Annotated in this window: 14 protein-coding genes; 7 read left to right on the top strand and 7 right to left on the bottom strand. The window is 73.7% G+C overall.

Annotated features, from left to right (window positions below; genetic code table 11):
- Positions 1-7 precede the first annotated feature (7 nt).
- The 3 genes from BM076_RS26785 to BM076_RS26795 all read right to left on the bottom strand — a co-directional run bounded on the left by BM076_RS26785 (position 8) and on the right by BM076_RS26795 (position 2460).
- Positions 8-706, bottom strand: coding sequence for a cytochrome b/b6 domain-containing protein (locus BM076_RS26785; RefSeq protein WP_407640716.1), 699 nt, complete (start codon positions 704-706; stop codon positions 8-10).
- On the bottom strand, positions 687-1376 hold the full coding sequence (locus BM076_RS26790; protein WP_407640717.1) for a molybdopterin-dependent oxidoreductase: 690 nt from the start codon (positions 1374-1376) through the stop codon (positions 687-689). Before BM076_RS26790 ends, BM076_RS26785 begins: the two co-directional genes overlap by 20 nt.
- A gap of 220 nt (positions 1377-1596) precedes the next feature.
- Entirely contained in the window at positions 1597-2460 is an 864-nt protein-coding gene (locus BM076_RS26795; RefSeq protein ID WP_093716273.1) for an alpha/beta fold hydrolase, read from the bottom strand.
- A gap of 84 nt (positions 2461-2544) precedes the next feature.
- Between BM076_RS26795 and BM076_RS26800 the strand changes: the two genes are divergently transcribed.
- On the top strand, positions 2545-3945 hold the full coding sequence (locus BM076_RS26800; protein WP_407640718.1) for an aminotransferase-like domain-containing protein: 1401 nt from the start codon (positions 2545-2547) through the stop codon (positions 3943-3945).
- A gap of 31 nt (positions 3946-3976) precedes the next feature.
- On the opposite strand, the gene BM076_RS26805 is transcribed toward BM076_RS26800, so the two are convergent.
- Entirely contained in the window at positions 3977-5113 is a 1137-nt protein-coding gene (locus BM076_RS26805; RefSeq protein WP_093716274.1) for a PLP-dependent cysteine synthase family protein, read from the bottom strand.
- Positions 5114-5361: 248 nt separating this feature from the next.
- On the opposite strand from BM076_RS26805, the gene BM076_RS26810 reads away from it, so the two are divergent.
- Positions 5362-5877, top strand: coding sequence for an ATP-binding protein (locus BM076_RS26810; RefSeq protein WP_093716353.1), 516 nt, complete (start codon positions 5362-5364; stop codon positions 5875-5877).
- Between the two features lie 232 nt (positions 5878-6109).
- Here BM076_RS26810 and BM076_RS26815 read toward each other — a convergent pair whose 3' ends face one another.
- On the bottom strand, positions 6110-6439 hold the full coding sequence (locus BM076_RS26815) for an SHOCT domain-containing protein (RefSeq protein ID WP_093716275.1): 330 nt from the start codon (positions 6437-6439) through the stop codon (positions 6110-6112).
- Between the two features lie 245 nt (positions 6440-6684).
- On the opposite strand from BM076_RS26815, the gene BM076_RS26820 reads away from it, so the two are divergent.
- Entirely contained in the window at positions 6685-7596 is a 912-nt protein-coding gene (locus BM076_RS26820) for a DUF2797 domain-containing protein (protein WP_093716276.1), read from the top strand.
- Between the two features lie 27 nt (positions 7597-7623).
- Here the strand turns inward: BM076_RS26820 and BM076_RS26825 are convergent, their stop codons facing one another.
- Positions 7624-8847: an ROK family protein gene (locus BM076_RS26825; RefSeq protein WP_093716277.1), complete on the bottom strand. Its 1224-nt coding sequence runs from the start codon at positions 8845-8847 to the stop codon at positions 7624-7626.
- Positions 8848-8864: 17 nt separating this feature from the next.
- Here BM076_RS26825 and BM076_RS26830 point away from each other — a divergent pair, with 17 nt between their 5' ends.
- The 3 genes from BM076_RS26830 to BM076_RS26840 all read left to right on the top strand — a co-directional run bounded on the left by BM076_RS26830 (position 8865) and on the right by BM076_RS26840 (position 11601).
- A complete protein-coding gene (locus BM076_RS26830) occupies positions 8865-10202 on the top strand; it encodes an MFS transporter (RefSeq protein ID WP_093716278.1) in 1338 nt (445 codons plus the stop codon).
- Between the two features lie 154 nt (positions 10203-10356).
- The gene (locus BM076_RS26835; RefSeq protein ID WP_093716279.1) at positions 10357-10779 is read left to right on the top strand and encodes an SCO4225 family membrane protein; all 423 of its coding nucleotides are present in this window, start codon (positions 10357-10359) and stop codon (positions 10777-10779) included.
- Between the two features lie 75 nt (positions 10780-10854).
- Positions 10855-11601, top strand: a complete 747-nt coding sequence (locus BM076_RS26840; RefSeq protein ID WP_093716280.1) for a maleylpyruvate isomerase family mycothiol-dependent enzyme — start codon at positions 10855-10857, stop codon at positions 11599-11601.
- A gap of 69 nt (positions 11602-11670) precedes the next feature.
- Here the strand turns inward: BM076_RS26840 and BM076_RS26845 are convergent, their stop codons facing one another.
- A complete protein-coding gene (locus tag BM076_RS26845) occupies positions 11671-12066 on the bottom strand; it encodes a MarR family winged helix-turn-helix transcriptional regulator (protein WP_093716281.1) in 396 nt (131 codons plus the stop codon).
- 87 nt (positions 12067-12153) lie between these two features.
- Here BM076_RS26845 and BM076_RS26850 point away from each other — a divergent pair, with 87 nt between their 5' ends.
- Positions 12154-13683, top strand: a complete 1530-nt coding sequence (locus BM076_RS26850) for an MFS transporter (protein WP_093716282.1) — start codon at positions 12154-12156, stop codon at positions 13681-13683.
- The last annotated feature ends 22 nt before the right edge of the window (positions 13684-13705 follow it).

Here is a 13705-nt window from a genome sequence, read left to right on the forward strand (position 1 = left end):
TACCGGTTCAGCCGCGTTCACGGGCCCGGTCGTCGTCCGGCGCGGTCCGGTGCCTGCCGGCCGCCGTCTTCCGCGGCGCCTCCGACTCCGGCCGCCACAGCGGGTGTTCCTCCTTGATCCACCAGCGCGGGACGTAGCCGGTGCGCAGGCCGCGCCGCGCCTCGGGGTCCTTGCTGGCGAACCAGACGTGCCCGGTGATCACGGCGGCCATGAACAGCGCCAGCCAGTCGTGCACGAAGGTGGCGCCGGTCCGCCAGAACAGCGGCGTCAGCCGGGGGAACCACATGATCAGACCGGTGCCGATCATCACCAGGACCGCGCCGACGCTGAAGGCGGCGAAGAGTTTCTGGCCCGCGTTGAACTTGCCCGCCAGGCTCGCCTCCCGCCGCCGGGCGCGCAGCGCGACGCCGAGCCAGCGCCGGTCGTGCGGGAAGAAGCGGCCGAGCCGGCCGGCGTCCTCGCGGAAGGCCCGGGAGGCGAGGCCAAGGAGCACCGGTACGGGCAGTGCGATCCCGGACCATTCGTGCAGGGTGACCACTTGCCGCCGGCGGCCGACGATCTCCGACAGCGGCGGGAAGTACAGGCAGGCGGCGGTGCCCACGCACACACCCATCAGCCAGGCCAGCGAACGGTGCACCCAGGTCTCGGCGCGGGTGAAGCGGCGCAGTCCGGTGACGGCCCGCGACTCATGAAGTCGGGTCATCATGGCGGCCGTTCGACTTGCCGACCCATCCGTCCACGTCATAGCCGTAGTGCTCCCAGTAGCCGGGTTGAACGTCCTTGGTGACCGTGATCCCGGACAGCCACTTGGCGGACTTGTAGAAGTACATGGGCGCGGCGTAGAGCCGTACGGGGCCGCCGTGCGCGTCGGTGACCGGTTTGTCGTTCATGGTGAGCGCCACCAGCATGTCGGGCCGCCTGGCCTGTTCCATGGTCAGGCTCTCGGTGTAGACGCCGTCGAAGCAGGTGAAGCGGATCGCCGCGCCCTTGGACTGGACGCCCGCCGCGTCCAGCAGGGTGGACAGCCGCACCCCGGAGAAGGCGGTGTGCGGCACCCGCCAGCCGGTGACGCACTGCACGTCGCGCACCATCCGCACCTGGGGCAGTGCCCGCAGGTCGGACAGCCGGTAGGACACGGGCTTGTCGACGAGGCCGCCGATGGTCAGCCGGTAATCGCTCTCGGCGCGGTGCGGGATGGAGTTCGAGACGGAGTAGAAGCGGAATCCGCCGCCGCCGGGCAGCAGCCCGGTCACCCCGGTGGGGTCCTTGGCGCTGACCGAGGCCAGGACGGAGTCGAGCTTGTCCTGGATGTCACCGCCGACGGCGACGCCGGCCGCGCCGAGGCCGAGCATGCCGAGCACCACGCGGCGGCCCACCGGGCTGCCGCGGTCCTCCTTTCCGGCCGCTTCCCCGGATTCGTGCGGCGGCCCGGCGTCCCCCGGGCCGGATGCGTCGTGCGATGTGTGGGATTCCCCCGGCTCCCGCGGCTCCCTGAGCGGGAGCGGTACCGGTGTCCTCACCGGGTGCGGCGCGCTGTCGTCCATCCTTCGATTCGAGCACGCGGCGGGCACCGTGGCCAGGGGCGACCGGGCACCGTCAGTGTTTCGTCACATCTGCGGCGGCTGTGGACCACGCCGCCGCTCCCGCACGCGCGGCCGGGCCGGCGGACACGGCGGCGAGCAGCCCGTCCAGGGCGCGGTTGAAGTCGGCGGGCCGCTCCAGATTCGGCAGGTGCGCGGCGCCCTCGATCACCTCAAGACGCGCGCCGGGAATCCGCGCGTGCAGATACTCGGCGTCGGAGACCGGGGTGAAGCCGTCGTCGCGGCCGACGACGACCAGCGTCGGTACGCGGACGCCGCCGAGCGTGCCGGTGTAGTCGGGGCGTTCGGCCCGGCCGCGCAGGGCCGCCGCGGCACCCTCGGGCGGTGCGGCGAGCATCATCCGCAGGACGTGCGCGGCCACGTCGGGCAGCGCCGCGACATTGGCGGGCGCGACCATCGAGTCCAGTACCTCGTGGGCGTATCCCGCCATGCCCTCGCGCAGCAGCCGGTCGGCGCGGTCGTTGCGCTCCTTCTTGCCCTGCGGAGTCTCGCCCTGCGCGAAGGTGTCGGCGAGGACGAGGCCGGCCACGCGGTCCGGGAGCAGCCGGTGGAATTCGAGCACGATCTGCCCGCCCATGGACAGCCCGCACAGCACGGCCAGTTCGATCCCCAGGTGGTCGAGGAGCGCCGCGAGGTCACGGGCGAAGGTCTCCAGCGACGTGACGCCGGGCACGACGTCCGAGGCGCCGTATCCGCGCAGATCGGGGGCGATCACCCGGCGGCCGGTGTCCGCCCGGAGCTGCGGCTGCCACATGCCGCGGTCGAAGGGGTGCCCGTGGACGAGGAGCAGCGGCTCCGCGCCACCGCTTCCCACGTCGTCGTAGCCGAGGGTGACGCCGTTGACGAATGCGGTGCTCACCTGCGGGTTTCCTCTCCTTCGAACCGTAAGTCGATGCTATGGCTGGGCATTTGAGAGGGCAATCCCTATATTGATCTCGGTGCAATGTGGCGGGGCGGCGGATACGGCGCCGGGGCGGTACGGAAGGCGGGGCGGGTGGTGCGGGACTTTCGGCGGGTGGCGGACGCGGTGGCCGCGGAGATCGCGGCGGGGCGGCTGCGGCCGGGCGACCGGCTGCCGACGCAGCGCGCCTTCGCCCGGCGGCACGGCATCGCGGACTCCACGGCGGGCCGGGTCTACGGCGAGCTGACCAGGCGCGGTCTCGTGGTGGGCGAGGTGGGGCGCGGCACCTTCGTCCGGGCCGCGCCGCCGGCCGCGGGTCCCGCGCTCGCGGAGCCCGCGCCCGCGCGCGTCGACCTGGAGCTCAATTACCCGGTGGTCCAGGGGCAGACGGAATTGCTGGCCGCCGGCCTCACCAGGCTCGCGCGGCCCGATGTGCTGACGGCGGCGCTGCGCCCGGCCGCCGCGGCCGGCACCCCCGCCGCCCGCGCCGCGGTCGCCGCGCTGCTCGCCGTACCAGGCTGGGCGCCCGACCCGGAGGCGATCCGTTTCGCGGGCAACGGCCGTCAGGTGATCGCCGCCGCGCTGGCCGCCCTCGTCCCGGCCGGCGGCCGTCTTGGCGTGGAGGCGCTGACGTATCCCGTGCTGAAGGCGGTGGCCGGGCGGCTGGGCATCGGCCTCGTACCGCTGGCGTGCGACGCGGACGGCCTGCGCCCGGACGCGCTGCTCGCCGCCCACCGGGCCGCGCCGCTCGCCGCGGTGTACCTCCAGCCGACGCTGCACAATCCGCTGGGCGTCACCATGCCGTCCGCCCGCCGTGCCGAACTGGCCGCCGCCTTGCGGGAGTCGGGGCTGGCCGCGGTCGAGGACGCCGTCTGGTCCTTTCTGCGCCAGGACGCGCCGCCACCACTGGCCGCGTACGCGCCGGAGCGGGTCGTCCTCGCCGACAGCCTGTCCAAGCGGCTCGCCCCGGGCCTCACGCTGGGCTTCGCGGTCGCCCCGCCGGGACTCGCGGACCGGCTGACCGCCGCGCTGCGGTCCGGCGCCTGGACGACCTCCGGCTACGCGCTGGAGGCGGCCACCGGCTGGCTCACCGACGGCACCGCGGCCACCGTCGCCGCCGCCAAACGCGTGGACGCCGCCGAGCGTCAGCGGATCGCGGCCGAGGCCCTGCACGGCTTCGCGCTGCGCGCCGATCCGCGCGCCTACTTCTGCTGGTGGCGGCTGCCAGGACGCTGGCGGGCCGACACCTTCGTGGCCGCCGCCGCCCGCCACGGCATCGCCGTCACGCCGGCCGCGTCCTTCGTCGTGGGTCCGCACCGCACCACCGACGCGGTCCGCCTCGGTCTGGCCTCTCCCCCGCCCGACGTCCTGCGCCGGGCGCTCACCACCCTGGCGGCGCTCGCCGCGGGCACCCCCGAGGACGCGTCGCCGGACGCCCTGTAGGACGGCGCTGCTCGCGTACGGCACAAGGGGCTCAGTCCGGCCAACTGCCGTCCGCGAGGAAGGCGTTGACGGCGGCGGCGTACGGCGCGATGTCCAGGCCCTGTTCCGCGAGCCAGGCGTCGGAGTAGTACTTGTCGAGGTAGCGGTCGCCCGGGTCGCAGATCAGGGTGACGACGCTGCCGGTCCGTCCGTCGGCGACCATCTCGGCGATGATCTTGAAGGCGCTCCACAGCCCGGTGCCGGTGGAGCCGCCCGCCTTGCGGCCGATCGCCGCGTCGAGGGCACGGACGGCCGCGACCGAGGCCGCGTCGGGGACCTTCATCATCCGGTCGATCGCGCCGGGCACGAAGCTCGGCTCCATCCGCGGCCTGCCGATCCCCTCGATCCGTGAACCACGGTCGCAGGACACCGACTTGTCGCCGCTCACCCAGCCGTCGAAGAAACAGGAATTCTCCGGGTCGGCGACACAGATCCGGGTGTCGCGCTGCATGTAGTGCACATAGCGGGCGATGGTCGCCGAGGTGCCGCCGGTCCCCGCGGTGGCCACGATCCAGGCCGGGTCCGGATACCGCTCGCGGCCGAGCTGCTGGAACATCGACTCGGCGATGTTGTTGTTTCCGCGCCAGTCGGTGGCGCGTTCGGCATAGGTGAACTGGTCCATGTAGTGCCCGCCGGTCTCGGCCGCGAGCCGCGCCGAGACCTCGTAGACCGTGCGCGGGTCGTCCACGAGATGGCAGCGGCCGCCGTGGAATTCGATCAGCCGCTGCTTCTCGTGGGCCGTGCCGCGCGGGATGACCGCGACGAAGGGCACACCGATCAGCTCCGCGAAGTACGCCTCGGACACGGCCGTCGAACCACTGGACGCCTCGATGACCGGCTTGCCCGGGCGGATCCAGCCGTTGCACAGGCCGTACAGGAACAGGGAGCGGGCCAGCCGGTGCTTGAGGGAGCCGGTGGGGTGGGTCGACTCGTCCTTGAGGTACAGGTCGATGCCCCAGGACTCGGGCAGCGGGAAGCGCAGCAGGTGCGTGTCGGCCGAGCGGTTGGCGTCGGCCTGGACCTTGCGGACGGCGTCCTTGAGCCAGCCGCGGTAGCCGCTGTCGCTGCGGTCGACGTCCGCCGTGTGCGTGCAGCGGCGGTCTACGCCGCTGTCGTCGTTGGCATCCATGCCGGGATCATAAACGGGCAAACCCGCCAAAAGGTGGCCATGACCAGGCGGGATGCCTTTGCACAGGCGGGCGCCGGTCACGGAAGTTGCGGATTCGGCCACCCGGGGTGACGCTGTTAGGGCATCACGGAGTACTGCAGCAGTCACTCTACGCATTTTCGCTCAGGTGTTCCCATCGGAGCGGCGCACGCCCGGACCCCGCCACGCGGTGTCCGGCCCCCGCCGCGGAGGGAGTCGCAGCCGTGATCATGCAAGCCGACCAAGCCGACCGAGTCGACAAGGAATGCGCGCTCGAACTGGAGGCGCACCCTTACCGGATCCAGCAGATCCGGAGAATCGTGTCCGCCCAGCTCCGTTACTGGCGCCTCGACCCGCTGATAGACGCGGCGTCGCTCGGCATCAGCGAGCTGCTCGCGAACGTCCACCGGCACGCCAAGCCCGACAAGCACTGCTCGGTGCGGCTGTCGCACTCCGCCGACTGCCTCACCGTGGCCGTCGCCGACAAGGATCCCAGGCTGCCGAAGCTGGCTCCGATGGAGCCGATGGGCACCGCCGGCCGCGGACTGGCCATGGTGGAGGCCGTGAGCGACAGCTGGGGCACCGACCTGCTGCCCGAGGACGAGGGCAAGATCGTGTGGTTCGTGCTCCGCGCCCCGGTGCCGCGCCCGAAGCTGGTCCCGCTGCGGACCGCCGTGGCCTTCGAGCCCCCGCGCGAGCGGGCCGCCGTCGCCGCGAGCGCCGCCTCGGCCGTGCCGGTCGCCTGACCGCCCGGCGACAGGCCGGGGGCGGACCGGCAGCGGACCCCGCCCGTACGGCCATGGACCGGCCGCCGTATCCCCCCGTGTGGATACGGCGGCCGGTCCGTTCATCCGCCCCCGCTCGGATACGCCGACCGGTCCGCGCGACCGTCCGGCTACTCCGTCGCGATCGCCCGCAGCACGTCCAGCCGGGCCGCGGTGGCGGTCCCGGACCGCCGCGCCGTGCTCGTCGGCCCTCTCACAGCGCGCCGCCCTTGCCCTCGGTCAGGTCGCGGCCGAAGCGCTCGTCCAGCACCGACAGCCGGCGCCAGTACTCGTCCTCGTCGATCTCGCCCGCGGCGAACCGGCGGCCGAGCAGGGTGACCGGCGAATGCTCGGCGCTCTGCGCGGCCTGCGCCGCGTCACGGAACCGCCAGGGACCGGGCTGCCACGGGCCGCCGGGTCCGCGTCCACGCCGGACGGTGCGGCGCAGCACGGTGACCACGGTGACGATCACGGCCGCCCAGATCAGCGGGAAGAACAGGATCCACGGGCCGGGCCCGCCGTCGTGCCACGCCAGGGTGTTCATCGCTCGTCAACTCCTCGGTGCCGCGATGTGTCGGTGCGTCGGTGCTTCGGTGCGTCGGGGGTTGCCGACACCATCGAGCCTGGCTTTTCGCCGTCGCCGCGTCGTCGTACGGCCAGCGGCACCTGGGCTACCACCCGTGGAGTACGCGGCGGGCCGCCCCCTGCTCCCGACTCCTGCCTGTTTCCGGGGTCCGCCGCCCGCGGTCCGCGAGGCCGTTGTCGTACCCCCGCTCTACGCTGATCGGCATGTGGCGCTGCACGGGACTCGGCTGGAGCGACGGCCGGCCCGGCTGGACGTGGTGGCATCCGGTGCGCGGCGGCCGGTCCAGTCCGCTGCGGCTCGGTGGACCGGTGTCGCTCGCGGTCGCCGCGGACGCGGTGCGCACCTGCGCGGGGGTGTGGCGCGGCGGGCGGTACGCGGCGTGTCCGTACGGGGCGGTGCTGCCTCCCGAGGCGCGGCGCGACCAGTGCGAGCGGTGCGCTGCGCTGGACCGCTCGTATTCGGTGGCGGCCGATACGAAGGCGGACGACCCGCGGCCGTACGCGGTCTATCTGGCCTGGTTCGGTCCCGGGCTGCTCAAGGTGGGCATCACCGCGGCCGAGCGGGGTGCGGCGCGGCTGCTGGAGCAGGCGGCGGTCTGCTTCACCTTCCTCGGCGAGGGGCCGCTGATGACGGCGCGCAGGACCGAGGCGATCCTCGGCGCGGCGCTCGGCGTACCGGACCGGGTGGCGAGCCAGGCCAAGCGGGCCGCCCGTCACGCGCTGCCCGACGCCGGGGCCCGCGCGGCCGAACTGCGCGCCCTGCACGCCTCGGTGACCGACCAGCTGCCCGACACCCTGCGCCCACGGCCGTGCGAAATCGTCGACCACGCCGGGCTGTTCGGCCTCGCCCCCACCCAACTCCCGCCGCCCGTGGGCCAGGTGAGCGCGCTGCCGCCCGGCAGCGCGCTCACCGGCACGCTCGTCGCCGCCGCGGGCCCCGATCTGTACGTGCGGACCGCGGAGCCCGACGGTCCCGGCCGGCTCCTGCTGCTGGACACCCGGCTCGCGCGGGGCTGGCCGCTGCACCGCCCGCCGGAAGACGCGCCGCAGCAGGTGCCGACCGTCGACCTCGTACCCCCGAAGCAGCCGAGGGACGCGCCGCAGCCGCTGTTCTGACCTGCGACGCGGCGGCCCGTCCCGCGCTCAGCCGCCGAGCAGCGCGAGCGGGTCGTCGAGCACCGGCTGCCACGCCAACTCGGCCGCTCCCACCAGGCTGTTGTGGTCCAGCGCGCAGGCCAGTACGGGCACGCCCCCGCTGCGGCCCCACAGACTGTGGTCGGCGACGACCGCGCGCAGCCGCTCCGGATCGGCGTCGAGCAGATGGCGGTGCAGCCCGCCGAGCAGGATGCGGTCGGGGTTGAGGACATTGACGAGCCCGGACAGGCCGCGGCCGAGGCGGTCGATGAGGGTGTGCGCGGCGTCGCGGACGGCCGGGTCGGCGTACTCCGCACGGAGCAGGCCGATGCACTGCTCCAGCAGCGACCCCTCGGGCCCCGGCGCCCGGCCGGCCGCTTCCAGGAAGGCCAGCGGGTCCGCCTCGACGTCCAGGCAGCCGCGGCTGCCGCAGTGACAGGGCCTGCCGTCGGGCAGCACGGTGAGGTGGCCGACCTCCAGCGCCAGGCCCGAACTGCCGGTGTGCAGACGCCCGTCGAGGACGAGGGCGCCACCGACACCGCGGTGCCCGGAGGCCACGACGAGCAGGTGCTGGGCGTCCCGGCCCGCGCCGTGCCGGTGTTCGGCGAGCGCGGCGACATTGACGTCGTTGCCGACGAAGGACGGGACGGGCTCGCCGTCCGGGCCGTTGATGCCGGCCCGCGCGATCCGGTCGGTGAACACCTGCCGTACGGGGGCGCCCGCGGGCCAGGCCAGGTGCAGCGGGTTGAGGGCGGTGCCCTCGGGTTCCGCGACCGCCGACGGCACGGCCAGGCCGGCGCCGACGCAGACCCGCCCGGACTCGCGCAGCAGTTCCACCCCGGCGTCCACGACGGCGCCGAGCACATGCGCGGGGTCGGCGGGCACCGTCATCGAGCCGGGCGCGGTGGCCACGATCTCGCCGCCGAGTCCGACCAGCGCGGCCCGGAATCCGTCGGCGTGCACCTGGGCGGCGAGCGCGACGGGCCCCTCGGGGGCGACGTCCAGCCGGTGCGAGGGACGCCCCTGGGCGCCGGAAGGACCGGTGGGCCGGGTGTCGACCCGGATCAGCCCCAGGGCTTCCAGCTCGGCGGCCACCGCGCCCGCGGTGGCGCGGGTCACCCCGAGTTCGGCGGTGAGCAGCGCGCGGGTCGCGGCCCGTCCGGTGTGCACGAGGGAGAGCGCCGGACCGAGCGCGCCCCGGCCCCTCTCAAGCCTTGTCCGAATCTGTGTCACCCCTCTATTCTGACTTTGTGCCGACGCTAAACAAAATAGGGACGACCTTCCGAGGATCCCACCACACTCCCGCCCCCTCCCCCGCCCTCCGCCGCCTGCGCGTCGCCCTCACCGTCTTCTTCGCCGTCGACGGCTTCCTCTTCGCCGGGTGGGTCGTCCGCATTCCCGCGATCAAGGCCCAGGTCGGCGCGTCCGCGGGCCAGCTCGGGCTGGCCCTGCTCGGCGTGTCCGCCGGCGCGATCGCCACCATGATGATCACCGGCAGGCTCTGCCGCCGCCTCGGCAGCGAGCGGGTGACCGTACTGACCGGCATCCTGCTCGCGCTGAGCATCGCCCTGCCCCCGAGGACGCACTCGGCACTCGCCCTCGGCCTGGTCCTGCTGCTGTTCGGCATCGCCTACGGCGGCCTCAATGTGGCGATGAACAGCGTCGCGGTCGATCTGATCGCGGCTCTGCGCCGCCCGGTGATGTCCGGCTTCCACGCCGCGTACAGCCTGGGCGGGCTGCTCGGCGCGGGACTCGGCGGCCTCTTGGCACCCCATCTGTCACCCCGCACCCATCTGCTGCTGCTCACGCCGATCGGCCTGGTGGCGGTCGTCCTCGCCGGGCGCGTCCTGCTGGCGCACCCGCTGCGCGGGCCCGGCGCCGGGACGCCGGCCGCCGACGCGCCCGAGGACGTACGGCCCGCGACCGCGGCGGGGTCGAGGCCGGCGTCCACGGCGGATGCCGGGTCCGGGCCGGATGCCGCACCCGCCGGCCGGCCCGCGCGCGCCGGTCTGCTCGTCGCGCTCGTCGGCATGATCGCGGGCTGCTCGGCGTACGGCGAGGGCGCGCTCGCCGAGTGGGGCCCGCTGCACATCCAGCAGGATCTGCACGGCGGGCCGGGCATCGCGGCGGCCGGCTACGCGGCGGTGGCGTGCGCGATGATGCTCGGCCGGCTGTCCGGCACCGCGCTGATCGAACGGCTGGGGCAGACCCGGGCGCTGGTGCTCGGCGGGCTCACCGCGAGCGCCGGCATGCTGCTCGGCGCGCTGGCCCCGTCCATCCCGCTGGTGGTGGCGGGCTTCGCCCTCACCGGTCTCGGCCTGGCCAATCTCTTCCCCACCGCCATCGCCAGGGCGGGCGAACTGACCGGGCCCGGCGGTGTCGCGGCGGCCTCCACCGTCGGCTACGGCGGCATGCTGCTCGGCCCGCCGTCGATCGGTTTCCTCACCGACGCCCTGGGGCTGCCCACGGCCCTCACCACCGTCTCCGTGCTCGCGGCGATCGCGGCGGCGATCGCCTACGCGCTGCGCAACGGCGCGCCCGGCGGCTCGCGCCAGGTGCGACGGAGCGCGGCGCCCGCGCGGAAGTGACCTACGGAACAGGCGCTCACCGGCGCGGTTCGCGGCATCCTAGTCCTTTGCCCGGCACCCGGCGGGTGATCGGCGCGGACGCCGGTCCGGCCGCCGCCCGCGGTGCCGCGGGTGTCCCTGCCGCCGCCCGCGGCACCCGCAAGGAGGAGGAGCGATGCGCATACCGACCTGGCTGGCCGCCGCCACCGTCCCGCTGCACCGGGAACGGGTCTCCCGCGGCTATCTGTACGTGGTCGGCGCGGCACTGGCGCTGATGCTGCTGGACACGGCGGTCTTCTCGCACCGCAACGCCTCGCTCACCGCGGTCCTGCTGGTCCTGCTCACCCTGCCCTGGACGCCCGCCCTGTGGGCGCTGTTCGCCGCGGTCGGCGGTATGGACACCCGTGGCACGGCCTTCGGCTGGTCCGGCTGGACGCTGACGGTGGTCGCCGCCCTGGTAGGCGCCGCGATCAACGCCGTCCTGCTCGGTTACGCCGCCCGCTGGTCGCGCCGCCGGGCCGGCGCGGAGGGCACCTCCGGCGCGGGCTCCGTGAAGGGCGCGCCGAGCGCCGGAGCCGGCACCCGGCCGACGGGCTGAGCGCCGCCGCGCTGCACCGCGCGCGCCGCCCGTAATCCCGTCGTCCGCGCGGCCCGGACCTGCGACAATCCGCGCATGGAGACCTCGGGGTTCATCGACACGCTGCGCCGCGAAGGCGCGTTGCTCGCCGACGCGGCACAGGACGCCGGGCTCGACGCGCCCGTGCCGCCGTGCCCCGACTGGCGGGTCCGCGATCTGCTGGCGCACACCGGCGCGGTGCACCGCTGGGCGGCCGGCTATGTCGCGGAGCGGCGCACCCGGCCCCAGGACTGGGACCCGAGCGCGCCCGCCGATCCGGAGCTGGTGGACTGGTATCGCGGGACGCACGGTCGGCTGACCGACGTACTCACCGCGGCCCCCGCCGATGTCGACTGCTGGTATTTTCTGCCGGCGCCGTCGCCGCTGGCCTTCTGGGCGCGCCGTCAGGCCCATGAGACGACGGTCCACCGGGTGGACGCGCAGGCCGCGCGCGGCGGTGAACTCTCTTCCGTGGAACCGGACTTCGCGGCGGACGGGGTGGACGAACTGCTCACCGGCTTCCACGCCAGGCAGCGCAGCAGGGTTCGCACCGACCGGCCCCGTACGGTACGGATCCGGGCCGTCGATGTCGCGGACGGGCCGCGCGAGTGGCTGGTGCGGCTGTCGGCCGAGGCGCCGGTCACCGAGCGGGACGCGCAGGACACCGCCGCGGACTGCACGGTCGGCGGACCGGCCCAGGATCTCTACCTGGCGCTGTGGAACCGGGGACCGTACGAGGGCCTGTCGGTGACGGGCGACGACTCGCTGCTGGAGCTGTGGCGGCGCACCTCGGCGATCACCTGACGGCGCACGGGACGCCGCGGATCGTGACGGCCGTCGGCCCGGCGAGGACCGTCACTTGGGTGAGCGCCGTCAGGACGTGACGAGCATCCGCTCCAGTACGGCGCGGTGACAGGGGCGGGCCTGCTCGTAGCGGGCGCGGCCGGCCTCGGTGAGGCCGACCCGGACACCGCGCCGGTCCTCGTTGCAGATGCCGCGGTCGACGAGCCCGTCCTTCTCCAGCCGGGCGACCAGCCGGGACAGCGCGCTCTGGCTCAGGTGCACGCGGTCGGCCAGCTCCTGCACCCGGAAGGTGCAGCCGCCGTCCTGCGGCTCACCGGCGGCCAGCACGTCGAGCACCTCGAAGTCGCTCGCGCCGAGGCCGTACTGGTGCAGTTCACGGTCGAGTTCACATGCCGTGCGCGCGTGTACGGCAAGGATCTGCCGCCACTCGTCCACGAGCGCCCGCTCACCTTTGTCGCCGGTCATACAGGAACGGTAGCAGAAAACGGACCCTGCATGCGCGGACATTAAATGCACTTGCATTGAATGCGTACGCATGTAAGTCTCTCCTCCATGACCTCTCCGTCTCCTACCGTCCCCCGCACCGAAGAGCGATGGAGTGCCCTCCAGTGGGGCACGCTCTTCGTGCTCTGCGCGGCGCTGTTCCTCGACGCACTCGACGTGTCGATGGTCGGCGTGGCGCTGCCTTCGATCGCCCATGACCTCGACCTGTCCACGTCCTCGCTGCAGTGGGTCGTCAGCGGCTACATCCTCGGCTACGGCGGCCTGCTGCTGCTCGGCGGCCGCGCGGCCGACCTGCTCGGCAGGCGACGGGTGTTCCTCGTCGCGCTCGCCGTCTTCGCCGTCGCCTCGCTGCTCGGCGGCCTCGTCGACTCCGGTGAACTGCTGATCGCCACCCGCTTCATCAAGGGCCTCAGCGCCGCCTTCACCGCGCCGGCCGGACTGTCGATCATCACCACGACCTTCGCCGAGGGCCCGGTCCGCAACCGCGCCCTCACCATCTACTCCAGCTGCGGCGCCACCGGCTTCTCCATGGGCCTGGTGCTCTCCGGCTTCCTCACCGAGGCCGGCTGGCGCTGGACGATGCTGCTGCCCGCCCCCGTCGCGCTGATCGCCCTGATCGCCGGTCTGAAGCTGATCCCGAAGAGCCCGCGCGAGAGCGGTGCGGGCCGCGGCTACGACCTGCCCGGCGCCATCACTGGCACCGCGTCGATGCTGCTGCTGGTGTTCACCGTGGTCTCGGCGTCCGACGCCGGCTGGGCCTCGGCCCGTACCCTGGGCTCCTTCGCCGCCGTCGCCGTCCTGCTGGCGGCGTTCGTCATGATCGAGAACCGCTCCGCCCATCCGCTGATCCGGCTCGGCGTCCTCCGCTCGTCCAGCCAGGTCCGCGCCAATCTCGGCGGCGCCACCTTCTTCGGCTCCTACGTCGCCTTCCAGTTCCTGGTCACCCAGTACATGCAGAACGTGCTGGGCTGGAGCGCCCTGCACACCGCGCTCGCCTTCCTGCCCGCGGGCTCGCTGGTCGCGGTGCTGTCCACCCGGATGGGCCCGATCGTGGACCGCTTCGGCACCCCGCGGGTGATCGCCGTCGGTTTCACGTCGCTGGTGATCGGCTACATCCTCTTCCTCCGCGTCGATCTGCACCCGAACTACGCGGCGGCCATCCTGCCCTCGATGCTGCTGCTCGGCGCCGCCTTCGCCCTGGCCTTCCCGTCCCTCAACATCCAGGCCACCAACGGCGTCAAGGACCACGAGCAGGGCATGGTCTCCGGGCTGCTCAACACCTCCTTCCAGGTCGGCGGCGCCATCTTCCTCGCGGTGGTCACCGCGGTCGTCACCTCGGGCGGCGGCGATCACCCGGCGAACAAGCAGGCCATTCTGGACAGTTACCGGCCCGGCCTATGGGTCGTCACCGGCATCGGCCTGGCGGGTCTGCTGCTGACCCTGTCCGGCCTCCTCGTCCGCAGGAAGGCGTCCTACGGCATCCTCGTCGCCTCCTCCGCGGACTTCGAGAACAGCACGTCGAAGCGGTCGGACGCCGAGTCCGCGGACGCGGCGGAGCAGCTCTCCGTACGCGACTGATCCACCGTCACCGGCAGTCAAC

The organism is Actinacidiphila alni (genome assembly GCF_900112845.1).
Lineage (GTDB): Bacteria > Actinomycetota > Actinomycetes > Streptomycetales > Streptomycetaceae > Actinacidiphila > Actinacidiphila alni.